The sequence below is a fragment of the Streptomyces sp. NPDC058240 genome (genome assembly GCF_042882135.1).
Taxonomy (GTDB): domain Bacteria; phylum Actinomycetota; class Actinomycetes; order Streptomycetales; family Streptomycetaceae; genus Streptomyces.
The window spans coordinates 146,986-161,377 of sequence record NZ_JBHVWT010000012.1 but is presented as its reverse complement, the minus strand read 5'-3'; the positions used below and the strand labels follow the sequence as shown (position 1 = coordinate 161,377).

Here is a 14,392-nt window from a genome sequence, read left to right as displayed (position 1 = left end):
GGAGCGTATCGTTTGTGTGACGGTAGTCAACGGTCCGCGATAAGACGAGTGGACTGGAAAACGAGCGGGCGGGAAGACGAGCACGGAAACGGACGGGACGACAGACCGGAGTACTGATGCGAAGAACGGGCACGAGAAGACGGGAAGACGCGACAAGAGAGGCGCCGGTATGACGGCATTCTCGCTCGATCCGGCACAAACCGCCTGGTGTGAAGAGCTGAGGACCCTTGCCGAGCAGCAACTGCGCCCCCTCGCGGAGAAGGGCGACCCCGGCCATGTCAACCGCCCGCTGATCGCCGCACTCGGCGAATCGGGCCTCCTCGACCGGATGCTGAACTCCGGCGCCCTCGATCTCTGCCTGCTCCGCGAGTCCCTGGCCCGCGGCTGCACGGAGGCCGAGACCGCGCTGGCCCTCCAGGGCCTCGGCACCCACCCCCTGGTCCGTTCGGGCACCCCGGCCCACCGCGAACGCTGGCTCCCCGAGGTGCGCGCGGGCCGCGCCGTCGCCGCCTTCGCGCTCAGCGAGCCGGGCGCGGGCTCCGACGCGGCGGCCCTCGCCCTGAACGCCGAACACACCCCCGGCGGCTGGCGGCTGACCGGCGAGAAGTGCTGGATCTCCAACGCGCCCGAGGCCGACTTCTACACCGTGTTCGCCCGCACGACCCAGGGCGCCGGCTCCCGTGGCGTCACTGCGTTCCTGGTCCCCGCCGACCGCCCCGGGCTGACCGGCACCGCCCTCGACATGCTCTCGCCGCATCCCATCGGGGCCCTGGACTTCGACGGTGTCCCGGTCACCCCCGACGATGTCCTCGGCGAACCGGACCGGGGCTTCCGGGTCGCCATGGACACCCTCAACCTGTTCCGCCCCAGCGTCGGCGCGTTCGCCGTCGGCATGGCCCGCGCCGCCCTCGACGCCACGGTGGAACACACCGCCCACCGCACCGCGTTCGGCGGCCCGCTGAAGGACCTCCAGGCCGTCTCCCACCAGGTCGCCGAAATGGCGACCCGCACCGAGGCCGCCCGGCTCCTGGTGTACGCGGCCGCCGCCGCGTACGACGCGGGGGAGTCCGGCGTGCCGCGCCGGGCCGCCATGGCGAAGCTGTACGCCACCGAGACCGCGCAGTACGTCGTCGACACCGCCGTCCAATTGCACGGCGCCCGAGCCCTGCGCCGCGGCCACCTCCTCGAACACCTCTACCGGGAGGTCCGCGCGCCACGGATCTACGAGGGCGCCAGCGAGGTCCAGCGCACGATCATCGCCAAGGAGCTGTACGCGAGCCGGGAGGCGTCCGCATGAGTCCGGTCCACCGGATCAACCCCGTCGAGCTGTCCCCGCCCACGGGCTTCTCGCACGCCGTCACGGTCACCGGCGGCCAACTGGTCTTCCTGGCCGGGCAGACCGCCCTCGACCAGGACGGCAAGGTCGTCGGTGACGATCTGCCCGAGCAGTTCGCGACGGCGCTCACCAATCTGCTCACCGCGTTGCGCGCGGCGGGCGGCGCCCCGGCGGACCTCGCCCGGGTCACCGTGTACGCCACCGATGTGGCCGACTACCGCGAACGGGCCGCCGAACTGGGCCGGATCTGGCGGCAGTTGGCGGGCCGCGACTATCCGGCGATGGCGGTCATCGGGGTGGCCAGGCTCTGGGACGAGCAGGCGCTCGTCGAGATCGACGGGGTGGCGGTGCTGCCGTGAACGCGCCGGACGGGTCGGGCATGCCGAGCCCGTCCGGCAATGCGCGGATCCGCGCGGATCAGTACGGCTTCACCAGCACATGCGCCGCGCCCGCAATGCCGACCTTCAGCAGCTCGTCCTCCTCGGGCGTGGTCCCGGTGCCCGTCTCCTGCTTGAGCACCGCACGCGACATGGCCTGCACCCACATGGCGCGCGGACGGCGGCGCGCCTCCCACGCTTCGAGGGCCGCGGCCACACCGGCCTCGGTGTCCAGCGACTCGGCGAGCACCAGCGCGTCCTCGACGGCCATCGCCGCGCCCTGCGCGATGTGCGGGGTGGAGGCGTGCGCGGCGTCACCGGCCAGGACGACCCGGCCGACGTGCCACGGCTCCTGGACCGTCACCTGGGAGATCCGTGAGTACACCACCGAGGCCGGGTCGGTGACGGTGGCGAGCGCCTCGGCGACCGGTCCGGAGAACATCGCCAGCCGCTCCGTGAGCTGCTCATGGGCCCGCTCCGGGTCCGGACGGAAGTCCTCGGACTCCGCGAACACCGCACCCAGGTACATCAGTTCATCGGTGATCGGGGTGAGCAGAGCCTTGGCCTCCTTGCCCGCGGTACCCATCACCACACCCCCCACCTGAGGCTGCCGGGGCACTGTCACCCGCCAGCTCGCGAAGCCGGTGTACTCGGGGGTGTAACGGTCCCCGTAGAGCCGGGTGCGCAGCGGCGAACCGATGCCGTCGAAGCCGACCACCAGGTCCCAGCGGCCCGAGGAGCCGTCGGACAGGGTGACGTCCACGCCGGAGCCGTCGTCGGTCAGTTCGGTGATCGTGGTGCCGAAGCGGATCTTCGCACCCGCGCCGACGGCGGCGGAGTTCAGCACCCGGGCGAGGGCGGGGCGCGGGATGCCGTTGTTCGAGGGGGCGTCGCCCATCCGCGGCTGGGGTATCTCGGCGAGCGTGTTGCCGGCCGGGTCGGCGATGGTCAGGATCTCCCACTCGAAGCCCGCCTCCAGGCAGTCGTCGAGGGCCCCGATCTCCCGCATGACGTGGAGGGCGTTGGACGGCTGGATGATGCCGACGCCGAGCGCGTCCAGCTCGTCACGGAGCTCGGCGACCTCGACGGTGTGACCGCGCCGGGCCAGTGCGGTGGCGAGGGTGAGCCCGCCGATGCCGCCGCCGTGCATCAGGACGCGCAGGGGTGTTGCCATCTCAGGTGTCTCCAGAGTGGGAGAAGTAGGACCGACCGGAAAATGGGGAGTGGGAGAAGGAGCGGGAGCGGGGCTGGGTGCGTGCAGTTGCAACGCGGAGCGCTGTCGACCGACGACAACGCCGCGCAGATGTGCGTGCCCAGCCCCGCGACGCCGCCCCCTATTTGCCGGTCGGTCCGAGGGGGAACCGAACGGTCAGCCGGCCGCGACGGGCAGGCTCATCAGGTGGTCCACCAGGGCCAGCAGCACGTCCCGGCCGAACGGCCGCTCACGGACATCGCCGATCAGCAGCGGAACATGCGGATCGAGGTCGAGAGCTGTCCTGATCTCGTCCGGCGTACGGGTGTTGTGACCGTGGAAGCAGTTGATCGCGACCACGAACGGGATGTCCCGGCTCTCGAAGAAGTCGATCGAGGCGAAACTCGTCTCCAGCCTGCGGGTGTCGGCGATCACGACACCGCCGAGCGCCCCGTTGACCAGGTCGTTCCACATGAACCAGAAGCGTTCCTGGCCGGGGGTGCCGAAGAGGTAGACCACCAGCTCGGAACTGACCGTGATCCGCCCGAAGTCCAGGGCCACGGTGGTGGTGTCCTTGTCGCCGATACCGGCGAGGTCGTCGACACCGATGCTGGCCTTGGTCAGGTACTCCTCGGTGCGCAGCGGGGCGACCTCGCTGACCGCGCCCACCATGGTGGTCTTGCCGACGCCGAAACCTCCGGCGATGAGGATCTTGACGGCGGCGGAAGCCGCCTGACTGCTTGTCATCTTGGTTCAGAGTCTCCGGAGTCCGTCACGAACGGTGGCCAGCAGGCCCATGTCGACCCCGCCGGCCACACGCGCCACCGAGAGCGGGGCACGGGCCAACAGCAGGCCCGGGGCGACGAGGTCGGCCAGCAGGATCTTGGTCACCGACACCGGGAGGCCGAGGTCGCACGAGACCTCGGCGACCGCGGACGGGCGGCGGCAGCGCTCCAGGATCAGCCGGTGCTCAGGCTGGAGCTTCCCCGGCAGGATCGGCGCACCGTGCTCGTCCCGTGGGTCCTGCGCGGTCGTGAGCACGGTGATGAGGGTGAAGTCGTCCCGCTCGGGAGCGGTCCGGCCGCGGGTGATGGTGTACGGGCGCACCATCGTGCCCGCCCCGTCCTCCTCCTCTTCCTCCTCCCAGTACGGGGTCACGCGCGCTGTCCGTCTCCGGTGCCGAAGACGTCGAACTCACCGCGGGCCGGGGTGCCGAGCTTCTGGCCGACCTGCTGCACGAGGTTGTGCATGGCGAGCGACATGATCTCGGCATCCACCTCCTGGGAGGCGATCACGGCCAGGTGGGTGCCCTGGGCGGCCGCGATGATGAAGAGCCAGAGGTCGTTCAGCTCGACGATGACCTGGTGCACGCTGCCGCCGTCGAAGAGCTGGCCGACGCCGCGCGCCAGGCTCTGCTGGCCGGTGCAGATGGCGGCCAGCCGCTCGGCGTCTGCACGCTCGATGGTGCGCGAATGACTCACCACCAGACCGTCGTCGGAGAGCAGGATGGCGTTCCGGGTCTCGGCCACCGAGTCCACCAGGCCGTCGAGCAGCCAGTCGAGATCCTGATGGGTTGCAGTTGTGCGTGTCATGACCGTTCTTCTCTCGTGGGGAGGGGGGTGGCGGGCTGTGTCGGCGGCTCGTCGGTCGCGCGGGCTGCGCGGGACCGACGCTGGAACGCCCCGATCGCGGCGCCGGCCCGTTGCGGGGCTGGTCGCAGCAGCGGTTTCTCGTACCGGCTCGCCGGCTTGGGCTCGGCGGACCGGGCGGCCGGGTCGCCCCGCAGCTCGTCTGCCAGGCTGGCCTGCCGTACCCGGCGCGGCAGTGGGGGCTCCGTGCCGGGCGCGGGGAGGGCGTGCCGGTCGGACCGGTTCTCCGTGCGGGCGGCGTCCGGCTCCGGCGGGGCCGAGTGGTCGGGTACGGACACCGGCAGCTGCGCGGGGCGGGCGGTGTCCGTACCAGAGTGCCGGGGCCCGGGGATCGGGAGGCCGGGACGGTCCGCCTCGACGTCGGAGGGGTACGGGGCGGCGTAAGGCTGCTGCGGGGCCGGGTACGGCTCATCGGTCGTCGCGTACGGCGGCTGGTCCACGGGGTACTGGCCGGCGGCCGTCATGTACGGCTGCTCGGGCGGGCCGTACGGGGCCTCGTGCGTGGCGTACGGGCTCGTAGGCGCCCCATAGGGCTCGGCCCACACCGGAATCGTGTTCTCCGGTGCCGCGTAGGGCTGTTCCTGGCCGTCCGTGAACGCGTCCTCGGACGCCTGGTACCGCTGCTCTTCCTGCTCCGGCGCCGAGTACGGCTGCTCCGGGGCGGAGTAGGGCGCGCCTGCCGTGTTCAGCGCGGTGACTCCGGCCAGTGCCTGACCCTGGATGCGGGTGGGCAGTGCACCGTCGGCCGCGGGGGCGGCGGGGGCGGCGGGGGCGGTAGCAGCGGGAGACGGCACACCGACCGGACCGGTCTGCGGTGCGGAGACGGTGAGCTCGTCGGGGACGAGCACGACCACCCGGGTACCGCCGTACGCCGAGGAGCGGAACTCCACCCGCAGGTCGTGCTGGACCGCGAGCCGTGCGATCACGTAGAGACCGAGACGGATGTCGTCGGAGTGGGCGAGCATGTCCATCCGGGGCGGCCGGACCATCAGCTCGTTGGCAGCGGCCAGCTGATCCTCCTCCATCCCGAGGCCACGGTCCTCGACCTCGATGACCAGACCGCGGCTCACCTTGGCGGCCCTGACCTCCACCGGGCTCGGCGGCCGGGAGAAGCTCAGCGCGTTCTCGATGAGCTCGGCGAGCACATGGGAGAGCGGGCCTACGGCCCGCTCCGACAGCCAGGGGCTGCCGTCGAGATCCAGCACCACACGCCGGTAGTCCTGTACTTCGCCCTGGGCGGAACGCATCACGTCCAGCAGTGGAACCGGCTTGCGCCAGCGCCGGTGCGGGGAACCGCCCGCGAGAATCACCAGGTTCTCCTCGTACCGCCGCAGTCGGGCGGTGAGGTGGTCGAGGTCGAAGAGGCCGTCCAGCACCTCAGGGTCCTCGTGCTTGCGCTCCAGCTCGTCCAGCTTCTTGAGCTGCTGACCGATCAACTGCTGGGTGCGGCGCGCGATGCGCTGGAGCAGCCGCTCGAAGCCGCGTTGCTGATCGGCCTGTTTGACGGCCGCCACCAGCGCACTGGTGCGCGCCAGATTGAGCGCGTCGCCGAGCCGGCTCAGCTCGTCGGTCTTGCCGCCCTTGCTGTCGTGCTCGATGGCGCGGGCCTCGGCCTCGACATCGATGCGCTCCCCCTGTCCGAGGCGCTCGACGACATCGGGCAGGGCCTTCTCCAGCTCCTCGGCCCGCTCCTGCAGGCTGCCGATCCGGCGGCGGAGGTTACGGGTGAGGCGCCAGGTGGTCCAGATGACCGCGATCACGGCGACCAGGCTGACCACCGTGGTCAGCACCATCTTGAACAGCAGCGACATCACATTGCTTTCGCCCTCCTCGATCACGAGAGCGGTGGAGTGCTCCAGCAGCTCCTCGATCTGCGGGCCGACCTCGTCCATCGCGCCGCGCCAGGCCTTCTCCTCGGCGTCGATGGCGACGAACCCGTCCGCGTCGGCATCGGCCGGACGCAGCACCTCGTTCTCCACCCGCGTCTTGGTCTTCCAGGCCGGACTGCGGGTGATCTTCTCCCACACGGCCTTCTCGTCCGGCGGCAGGTAGGGGACGACCTTGGTGGAGTACTGGAGCGACTGGCCGGAAACAGCCTCTCGAACCTGCTTCAGATCCTCGGTGCTCAGCTTCCCCTTCGACCAGCCGCGCGCCAGCAGAGCATCCGAACGGGAGATCATCTCCTTGGTCCAGAACAGGTCGGCCAGCGGCTGTGAGAGCGTGGTGATCCTGCCGTTGTCGACATGGCTGAGCGCCGTGAAGAGCTGGAGGTCGACCGCGATCAGGTCCGTGTAGTAGCCGTACACGACCTGCTGCTGGTCGTTGCCGCCCTCGTTGACGAGGGCGCGCTGGGCGGGCAGTTGATTGATCTCCTTGCGGGCCTCGGTGACCGCGTCACGGACCTCGGCGGGGGCGGCGTCGGCCGCCACATCGGAGAGCGACTGGAAACGCTCGATCGCCTTGTCGGTCAGCCTGCGCTGCTTCTGCAGCGCATCGGTGGCGCCCTTGTGTCGGGCGAGCGCCTCGGCGCTGAGTCGACGCTCCTCCTGCAGATTGTAATACACGATGTTGGAGGGCTGACCCGCCTTCTGGGCCAACTGTCCCTGGGCTGACTGGCGCTGGAAGTCCAACAGGGTCTGACCACTGGTGTCGGCCCAGAAGGCGGCCAGTGTGACGCCGGGAACGATGGCCAGTACGAGCAGGGCTGTCCGCAGCGACATAGTGGTCGACTCGGTCCGCCGTGAGGCGCGCGTGCGCAGGGCGTGCTCCTTGATGGTGGTGCCAGCCTCACGACTGGTCAAATCAGTTGAGAACTTTGACACATTGATATTAGTTGCATTGCAAGAATGGCAAGAAAGTGGGCTCACAAGCGCATCGCTGATCAACTACATCTCTGCCACCGAGTCCCGGAGGTGACCGGTTCGAACCGGTTCGGGCCGGTTCGAGTAGCGGGCCGGGTGATCGCGCGGGACGCTTGAGGCGTCCGTAAGGAGCCACGAACCGACCGAGGAAGGTCACCGGTGGGCACCGAACCGCCCCCGCGCCCTGCGGCGAGCGCAGGTGAACCCACCGTGCCGAGCGGGGCGCGGCGCGCCGTACGGGTGAAGCACGGTCGGGGATATATCTGTATTCAGTGCCCTTTGTTCATGATGTATCGCCCAGGCCCCGGATTCCCGACCGGGGCGGGCGCGGGACGCCCCCCGGGGCCGTATGACCGCGCTCATCGTCTGCCACTTCGTCCTGGCCGCCTGCGCGCGCCCGCTGGTACGAGCGCTGGGCAGGCGCGCCTTCGTCGTGCTCGCGCTGCCGCCGGCCGCCGCCACCGTGTGGGCCGCCACACAGTGGGACACCGCGGCGTCCGGCGGCTCGGTCACCTGGTCGTGGCAGTGGATGCCGGCGTACGGCGTCACCGTTGATCTGCGGCTCGACGCGCTCGCCGAACTGATGGTGCTGCTCGCGGCCGGAATCGGCACGCTCGTCCTGCTGTACTGCTCCTCGTACTTCACCGACGAGACCCCGCAACTGGCCGGCTTCGCCGGGAACCTCCTCGCGTTCGCGGGTGCCATGCTTGCCCTGGTCCTCGCCGACGACCTGATCTCGCTCTATGTGTTCTGGGAACTGACCACCGTCTTCTCGTACCTGCTGATCGGGTACGACTGCGAGCAGAAGCACAGCCGCCGCTCCGCGCTCCAGGCGCTCACCGTGACCACTCTCGGCGGCCTCGCGATGTTCGTCGGCTTCCTGATCATCGGTCAGTCGGCGGGCACCTACCGGATCTCCGCCATCCTCGCCGACCCGCCCGGGGCGAGCCTCGCCGTCTCGGTCGCCGTGGTGCTGATCCTGTGCGGGGCCCTGTCGAAGTCGGCGATCTGGCCGTTCAGCCTCTGGCTGCCGAACGCCATGGCCGCGCCCACCCCGGTCAGCGCCTATCTGCACGCCGCCGCGATGGTGAAGGCCGGTGTCTACCTGGTCGCCCGGCTTGCGCCCGGCTTCGCCGACGTACCGGTCTGGCGCCCCGTCGTGATCGTCCTCGGCGCCGCGACCATGCTGCTCGGCGGCTGGCGGGCGCTGCGCCTGAACGACCTCAAGCTCGTCCTCGCCTACGGCACCGTCAGCCAGCTCGGCTTCCTCACCCTGCTCGCCGGGGTCGGCAACCGGGACGCGGCACTGGCCGCCGCTGTCATGATCCTGGGCCACGCGCTGTTCAAGGCCCCGCTGTTCCTCGTCACCGGCATCGTCGACCACGCGGCCGGCACCCGTGATCTGCGGAAGCTCTCCGGTGTGGGCCGGGCGCTGCCGCACGTCTGCACGGTCGCGGTGGTGGCCGCGGCGTCCATGGCCGCCCTGCCTCCGCTGCTCGGCTTCGCCGCGAAGGAGGCCGCCTTCGAGGCACTGCTGCACGGATCGGCCGCCGACCGCTGGGCGCTGGGTGTCACGGTCGCGGGCTCGGCGCTGACCGTCGCGTACACCGTGCGGTTCGTCTGGGGCGCCTTCGTCCGCAAGCCCGGGGTCGAGGACACTCCGGTCCACCGGGTCGGCTGGGCGTTTCTCGCGTCGCCCGCTCTGCTCGCGCTCTGCGGACTGGTGCTGGGGCCGGGCGTCGGATGGACCGACCGGCTGTTCAGCGCGTACGCGGACGCGTTCCCCCCGTCCGCCCATCCCTACCACCTCGCGCTCTGGCACGGCTTCGGGACGGCCCTGCTGCTCTCGGCCGTCGCCATCGCGGGCGGCGTGGTGCTCTTCATGGGCCGCACCACCGTGACCCGGCTCTCCCGGCGGATCGCCTGGCCGACCGCCGACAGCGTCTTCGGGCATCTGCTGCTCGGCCTGGAACGGCTCTCCCTCCAGCTCACCGGCTTCGTCCAGCGCGGCTCGCTCTCCGTCTACCTCGCCACCACCCTGCTCGTGATGCTGGCCGGTCAACTCACCGTCCTCGGCTTGGACCGGCCCTGGCGTGCAGCCGCCGCCCCGAGGATCTGGGACGCCCCCCTGCAGGGCGCCATCGCCGTGCTGACCTGCGCGGCCGCACTACTGTGCCTCACCGTGAGACGCCGGATGAAGGCCGTGGTCCTGGCCGGGCTGACCGGATACGGCGCGGCGCTGCTCTTCGTCGTCCAGGGCGGCCCGGACCTGGCGCTCACCCAGTTCTGCGTCGAGACCGTGTCGATGATTGTGTTCGTGCTGGTGCTGCGGCGGATGCCGGTGCACTTCCAGGAGTCCGTCAGCAGCTGGCGACGTGCCGTGCGCATCCCGGTGGCGCTGGCCGCGGCGGCGACGCTCGGCGTGGTGGTGTGGGTCGCGGCGGCGGCCCGTACGGCGGATTCGGCGGGCGCGGCCATGGTGGCGGAGGTCTCCCACCACGGACTGAAGGACGTCGTGGCCACCATCCTCGTCGACCTGCGGGCCTGGGACACGATGGGGGAGTCCGCAGTGCTCGCCGCCGCGGCGGTCGGCGTCACGAGCCTGATCTATCTGCACCGCCGGACCGAGGGACCGTCGCTGCGCGAAGAGGTGGGCGGACGTACCGCCTGGTCGTTGACGGCCCCCGGGATGACGGGACTTCCGCAGGGCGACGAAGGGGCGCCGGAGCGCGGCTGGCTCGCGGCCGGCTCGACGCTGGCGCCCGAGCACCGTTCCGTCGTCTTCGAGGTCGTGGCCCGGCTGCTGTTCCACCCGGTCCTGGTGCTCTCGCTGTATCTGCTGTTCTGCGCCGAGAACATGCCGGGCGGCGGCTTCGTCGCCGGGCTCGTCGCCGGACTCGCCCTGATCACCCGGTACCTGGCCGGTGGCCGGTTCGAACTGGCCGAGGCCGCCCCTCTGCAGCCCGGTCTCTTCACCGGCCTCGGGCTGTTCGTCTCCACCGGCGTCGCCCTGCTCGGCCTCGCCGACGGAACGGTCCTGCACGCCTGGACCCACCACGGCCGGCTGCCCCTGATCGGCGAATACCACATCGGTACGCCCATCCTCTTCGACTTCGGGGTCTACCTGCTGGTCCTGGGCGTGGTGCTGGACATCGTGCGCGCGCTCGGCGCCAAGATCGACCGTCAGATCGAGCGCGCGGCAGCCGAGAAGGCGGCTGCGAGCACCGCCACACCACCGCGAGCGGCACCCGGCACGGAAGGCACCCCCGGATGACCGTCAGCGTCTCCCTCCTGGCCACCGCCGCGGTGCTGTGCGCGGTCGGCGGCATCCTCATGCTCACCCGGCCGCTCACCCGCATCCTGCTCGGCGCGGTGATCGCGGGCAACGGCATCAACCTGCTCGTCCTCGCCGCCGGCGGACGGGCCGGGGCGGAACCGCTCCTCTACGGCGTCCCGCTGGGACGGGTCACCGACCCGCTGCCGCAGGCGATCGCGCTCACCGCGATCGTCATCACCCTCGCCACCACGGCTTTCCTCCTCGCCATGGCGTACCGCAGCCACCAGCTGACCGGCACGGACGAGGTCCACGACGACCTGGAGGACCGTCGCATCGCGCTGCGCTCCGAGGTGCTGGGGGAGCGGGACGAACTGCGCGCCCGCTACCGGGCCGCCTCCGAGGTCACGGACGAGGAACGCGCCCGCTACCGCGAGGAGCGCCGCCGCCTGCGGGCCCGGCTGCGCGCCGACCGCGCCCTGCAGGCCCGCGGCCGGGACGCCACCGGGGACCTCTGGCACGACGTACTGGGCGCAGACCCCGAGGACTACGCATCACAGCAGGCCCACCCCGACGCCGACCCGGGAGCCACCGGATGAACGCACTCGTCCCCCTGCCGGTGCTGCTGCCGCTCTGCGCCACCGGCCTGAGCCTCGCCTTCGGCACCCGCCTCAAACAGGTCCAGCGGCTCATCAGCGTCGCCGTGCTCACCGCCGTACTGGGGCTCTCCCTCACCCTGATGATCGTCGCCGACACCCGCGGCCCGCTCACCGTCCACCTCGGCGACTTCGCCCCGCCGCTCGGCATCACCCTGGTCGCCGACCGGCTGTCCGGACTGATGCTGACCGTCTCCTCGGCCGTCACGCTCTGCGTGCTGGTCTACTCCCTCGGCCAGGGCATGGCCGACCGGGACGAGGAGACACCCGTGGCGGTCTTCCACCCCGCCTATCTGATCCTGGTCGCCGGGGTCTCCTGCACCTTCCTCGCGGGCGACCTGGTCAACCTCTACGTCGGCTTCGAGATCATGCTGGTCGCCAGCTTCGTGCTGCTCACCCTCGGCGGCACCGGACCCCGCGTCCGCGCGGGCTCCACCTACGTGATCATCTCGCTGTTCTCGTCGATGCTGTTCCTCACCGCCATCGCCATGACGTACGCGGCGACCGGCACCGCGAACTTCGCCCAGCTGGCCGGCCGCCTCGCCGAACTCCCGCTCGGCGTCCAGACCCTGATCCAGGCGATGCTGCTCACCGTCTTCGCCATCAAGGCCGCCGTCTTCCCGCTCGCCGCCTGGCTCCCCGACTCCTACCCGACCGCGCCCGCCCCGGTCACCGCCGTCTTCGCCGGCCTGCTCACCAAGGTCGGCGTCTACTGCATGCTGCGTACGGAGACACTCCTGTTCCCCGGCAACCGGCTCGGCGATCTGCTGATGGCCGCCGCACTCGCCTCGATGGTCGTCGGCATCCTCGGAGCCGTGGCCCAGACCGACCTGAAACGGCTGCTCTCCTTCACCCTCATCAGCCACATCGGCTACATGGTCTTCGGCATCGGCCTCGCCACCCGGGACGCGTACGGCGGCGCGATCGTCTACGTCGCCCACCACATCACCGTCCAGACCACGCTCTTCCTGGTGGCGGGGCTGATCGAACGCCGGGGCGGCACCACCGAACTCACCCGGATCGGCGGCCTCGCCAAGGCCGCCCCGCTGCTCGCCGTCCTCTTCTTCGTACCCGCCATGAACCTGGCCGGCATCCCACCGCTGTCCGGCTTCATCGGCAAGCTCGGGCTGATGCGGGCCGGGGTCGCCGACGGCAGCGTCTGGGCATGGATCCTCGTCACCGGGTCGGCGGTGGCCAGCCTCCTCACCCTGTACGTGGTGGCCAAGGTCTGGAACCTGGCGTTCTGGCGGGCCGCACCCCCCGGACAGGCCGCCGACGGCACCGTCCTGGAGTCCGACTCCGACGAGGACGACGACGATGCCGACGAGGGCCCCGACCGCATCCCCGGAACCGGCGACGAACCGGTCCGCCCCCGCCATCAGCCCGCCGGGCGTGCGGTCGCGGCCACCCTCCACGGACACGCCGTCACCACCACCGCGAAACTGCCGCGGCCGATGACCGCGGCCACCGCCGCGGCCGTGGCGCTCGGCCTCGCCTTCACCGTGTTCGCGGGACCACTGACCTCCTACACCGACCGCGCCGCCGCCGAACTCATCGCGCGGGCCCCCTACGTCCAGGCGGTGCTCGGCCGGTGAAACGCCTGATCACGCTGTCCTTCCGGAACAAGGACCTGCCGCCCTTCAGCTGCGAGTTCGGCGGGCGGCGACGACGCGTGCTCGACCTCCCGCTGATCGCCTGGCTCACCCTCATCTGGGTGCTGCTCTGGTCCAGCCCGAACTCCGCCAACCTGCTCACCGGCGCGGTCGTCGCGGTGGCCGTCTGCCTGGCCTTCCCACTGCCCCGCGTCGACCTCGGGCTCCGCCTGCACCCCTGGGGAATCCTGATGCTCGCCGGGTACCTGCTCTACGACATGTACACCTCGGGCGTACGCGTCACCCGGCAGATCTTCGTCGACCACCCGCACCGGGCCGCCGTCATCGCGGTACCGCTGCGCTGCCGTTCCGACCTGATGCTCGCGGCCACGGCCGTCGCCGTGTCCAACGTGCCCGGCGGATCGGTCGTCGAGGTACGCCGCGCCACGGCCACCGTCTTTCTGCACGTCCTCGACGCGGACAGACCCGCCGTACTCGACGCGGCACGCCGCTCCGTCTGGCGCCTCGAACGGCTGACCGTACGGGCCTTCGGTACCCCGGACGAGATCGCCCGCGTCGCCGGACCGCCACCCTCGACCACACCACCCGACAGGGAGGGCGACGCATGAGTGTGCCGGAGACCGTCGACCGGGCGCTGCTCACCGCGGCCGTCGTGGTGATCGTCGTCGCCGGAGCGGGGCTCCTGGCCCGGATCTGGCGAGGCCCCTCCATGCTGGACCGGGCCATCTCGCTGGACGTGTGCGCCGCCCTCATCATCGCGGGCCTCGGCGCCAAGTCCGCCTTCGCGCGCGACTCGTTCTACTTCCCGATCATGCTGGTGCTGGCGTTCCTCGGATTCACGGGGTCGGTCGGCATCGCCCGCTTCATCGCCGTACGAGACCGGCCGCCCCGACACGGCGTGAACGGGGACGGCCCCGACAGCTCCGAGGGGAAATCGCGGTGAACACCTGGCTCCGGATCCTCGACATGGCGGGCGCTGTCCTGGTCCTCATCGGCGCGGGCATCTGCCTGCTCGGTGTGATCGGGATGCTGCGGCTGCCGGATGTGCTCTCCCGCAGCCATGCCGCGACCAAACCGCAGACCCTCGGCATGCTCCTGGTCCTCGCCGGGGTCGCCCTGCGGCTGCGCAGCGGCATGGATCTCGCCACCCTCGCGCTGATCGGCTTCTTCCAGCTGATGACCGGCCCCGTCGCCGCCCACCTGGTGGCGCGAACCGCCTACCGGACCGGCCAGATCGACCACGGCGAGCTGCTCTTCGATGAACTGGACGAGCAGTTGACCGAGGAGAACTGACCGGCATCACGGACCGGAAGCCCCCTGGTCAGGAGTACCCTGGAGTGACCGAGGACAATTCGCGCACCCGCTTTCAGGCCGGTGCCGCTCTCGGCGATTCACAACACCGGGCCGGTCATGACCGGCCCGGAGCAGGGTTCG

General features: G+C 70.9%; 13 protein-coding genes. 8 read left to right on the top strand and 5 right to left on the bottom strand.

What is annotated here, in order from left to right; genetic code table 11:
* Positions 1 to 169 precede the first annotated feature (169 nt).
* Together ACFVX4_RS21185 and ACFVX4_RS21180 are read left to right on the top strand one after the other, a co-directional pair.
* The gene (locus ACFVX4_RS21185) at positions 170 to 1,297 is read left to right on the top strand and encodes an acyl-CoA dehydrogenase family protein (RefSeq protein ID WP_385328200.1); all 1,128 of its coding nucleotides are present in this window, start codon (positions 170 to 172) and stop codon (positions 1,295 to 1,297) included.
* A complete protein-coding gene (locus ACFVX4_RS21180) occupies positions 1,294 to 1,695 on the top strand; it encodes a RidA family protein (protein ID WP_385328198.1) in 402 nt (133 codons plus the stop codon). Before ACFVX4_RS21185 ends, ACFVX4_RS21180 begins: the two co-directional genes overlap by 4 nt.
* 58 nt (positions 1,696 to 1,753) lie before the next feature.
* On the opposite strand, the gene ACFVX4_RS21175 is transcribed toward ACFVX4_RS21180, so the two are convergent.
* The 5 genes from ACFVX4_RS21175 to ACFVX4_RS21155 form a co-directional block, all read right to left on the bottom strand.
* Positions 1,754 to 2,887: an FAD-dependent monooxygenase gene (locus tag ACFVX4_RS21175; RefSeq protein WP_389979460.1), complete on the bottom strand. Its 1,134-nt coding sequence runs from the start codon at positions 2,885 to 2,887 to the stop codon at positions 1,754 to 1,756.
* Between the two features lie 195 nt (positions 2,888 to 3,082).
* Positions 3,083 to 3,652 (bottom strand): ATP/GTP-binding protein, encoded by a 570-nt coding sequence (locus ACFVX4_RS21170; RefSeq protein ID WP_266428150.1) that lies wholly within the window; start codon positions 3,650 to 3,652, stop codon positions 3,083 to 3,085.
* 6 nt (positions 3,653 to 3,658) lie between these two features.
* The gene (locus tag ACFVX4_RS21165; protein WP_389979457.1) at positions 3,659 to 4,063 is read right to left on the bottom strand and encodes a DUF742 domain-containing protein; all 405 of its coding nucleotides are present in this window, start codon (positions 4,061 to 4,063) and stop codon (positions 3,659 to 3,661) included.
* A complete protein-coding gene (locus tag ACFVX4_RS21160; protein ID WP_389979454.1) occupies positions 4,060 to 4,497 on the bottom strand; it encodes a roadblock/LC7 domain-containing protein in 438 nt (145 codons plus the stop codon). The genes ACFVX4_RS21165 and ACFVX4_RS21160 overlap by 4 nt, the downstream gene beginning before the upstream one ends.
* On the bottom strand, positions 4,494 to 7,355 hold the full coding sequence (locus tag ACFVX4_RS21155; RefSeq protein ID WP_389979451.1) for a nitrate- and nitrite sensing domain-containing protein: 2,862 nt from the start codon (positions 7,353 to 7,355) through the stop codon (positions 4,494 to 4,496). Before ACFVX4_RS21155 ends, ACFVX4_RS21160 begins: the two co-directional genes overlap by 4 nt.
* A gap of 409 nt (positions 7,356 to 7,764) precedes the next feature.
* Between ACFVX4_RS21155 and ACFVX4_RS21150 the strand changes: the two genes are divergently transcribed.
* From ACFVX4_RS21150 to mnhG, 6 genes are read left to right on the top strand one after another with little or no spacing between them, the layout of a single operon-like run.
* Entirely contained in the window at positions 7,765 to 10,689 is a 2,925-nt protein-coding gene (locus ACFVX4_RS21150) for a Na+/H+ antiporter subunit A (RefSeq protein WP_389979448.1), read from the top strand.
* Positions 10,686 to 11,288, top strand: coding sequence for a Na(+)/H(+) antiporter subunit C (locus ACFVX4_RS21145; RefSeq protein ID WP_389979445.1), 603 nt, complete (start codon positions 10,686 to 10,688; stop codon positions 11,286 to 11,288). The genes ACFVX4_RS21150 and ACFVX4_RS21145 overlap by 4 nt, the downstream gene beginning before the upstream one ends.
* Positions 11,285 to 12,940 carry a Na+/H+ antiporter subunit D gene (locus ACFVX4_RS21140; RefSeq protein WP_389979442.1) on the top strand — a complete coding sequence of 552 codons (1,656 nt, stop codon included), beginning with the start codon at positions 11,285 to 11,287 and terminating at the stop codon, positions 12,938 to 12,940. The genes ACFVX4_RS21145 and ACFVX4_RS21140 overlap by 4 nt, the downstream gene beginning before the upstream one ends.
* The gene (locus ACFVX4_RS21135) at positions 12,937 to 13,566 is read left to right on the top strand and encodes a Na+/H+ antiporter subunit E (RefSeq protein WP_389979439.1); all 630 of its coding nucleotides are present in this window, start codon (positions 12,937 to 12,939) and stop codon (positions 13,564 to 13,566) included. Before ACFVX4_RS21140 ends, ACFVX4_RS21135 begins: the two co-directional genes overlap by 4 nt.
* A complete protein-coding gene (locus tag ACFVX4_RS21130) occupies positions 13,563 to 13,901 on the top strand; it encodes a monovalent cation/H+ antiporter complex subunit F (protein WP_389979436.1) in 339 nt (112 codons plus the stop codon). Before ACFVX4_RS21135 ends, ACFVX4_RS21130 begins: the two co-directional genes overlap by 4 nt.
* Entirely contained in the window at positions 13,898 to 14,251 is a 354-nt protein-coding gene (gene mnhG, locus ACFVX4_RS21125) for a monovalent cation/H(+) antiporter subunit G (protein WP_389979432.1), read from the top strand. The genes ACFVX4_RS21130 and mnhG overlap by 4 nt, the downstream gene beginning before the upstream one ends.
* Positions 14,252 to 14,392 lie beyond the last annotated feature (141 nt).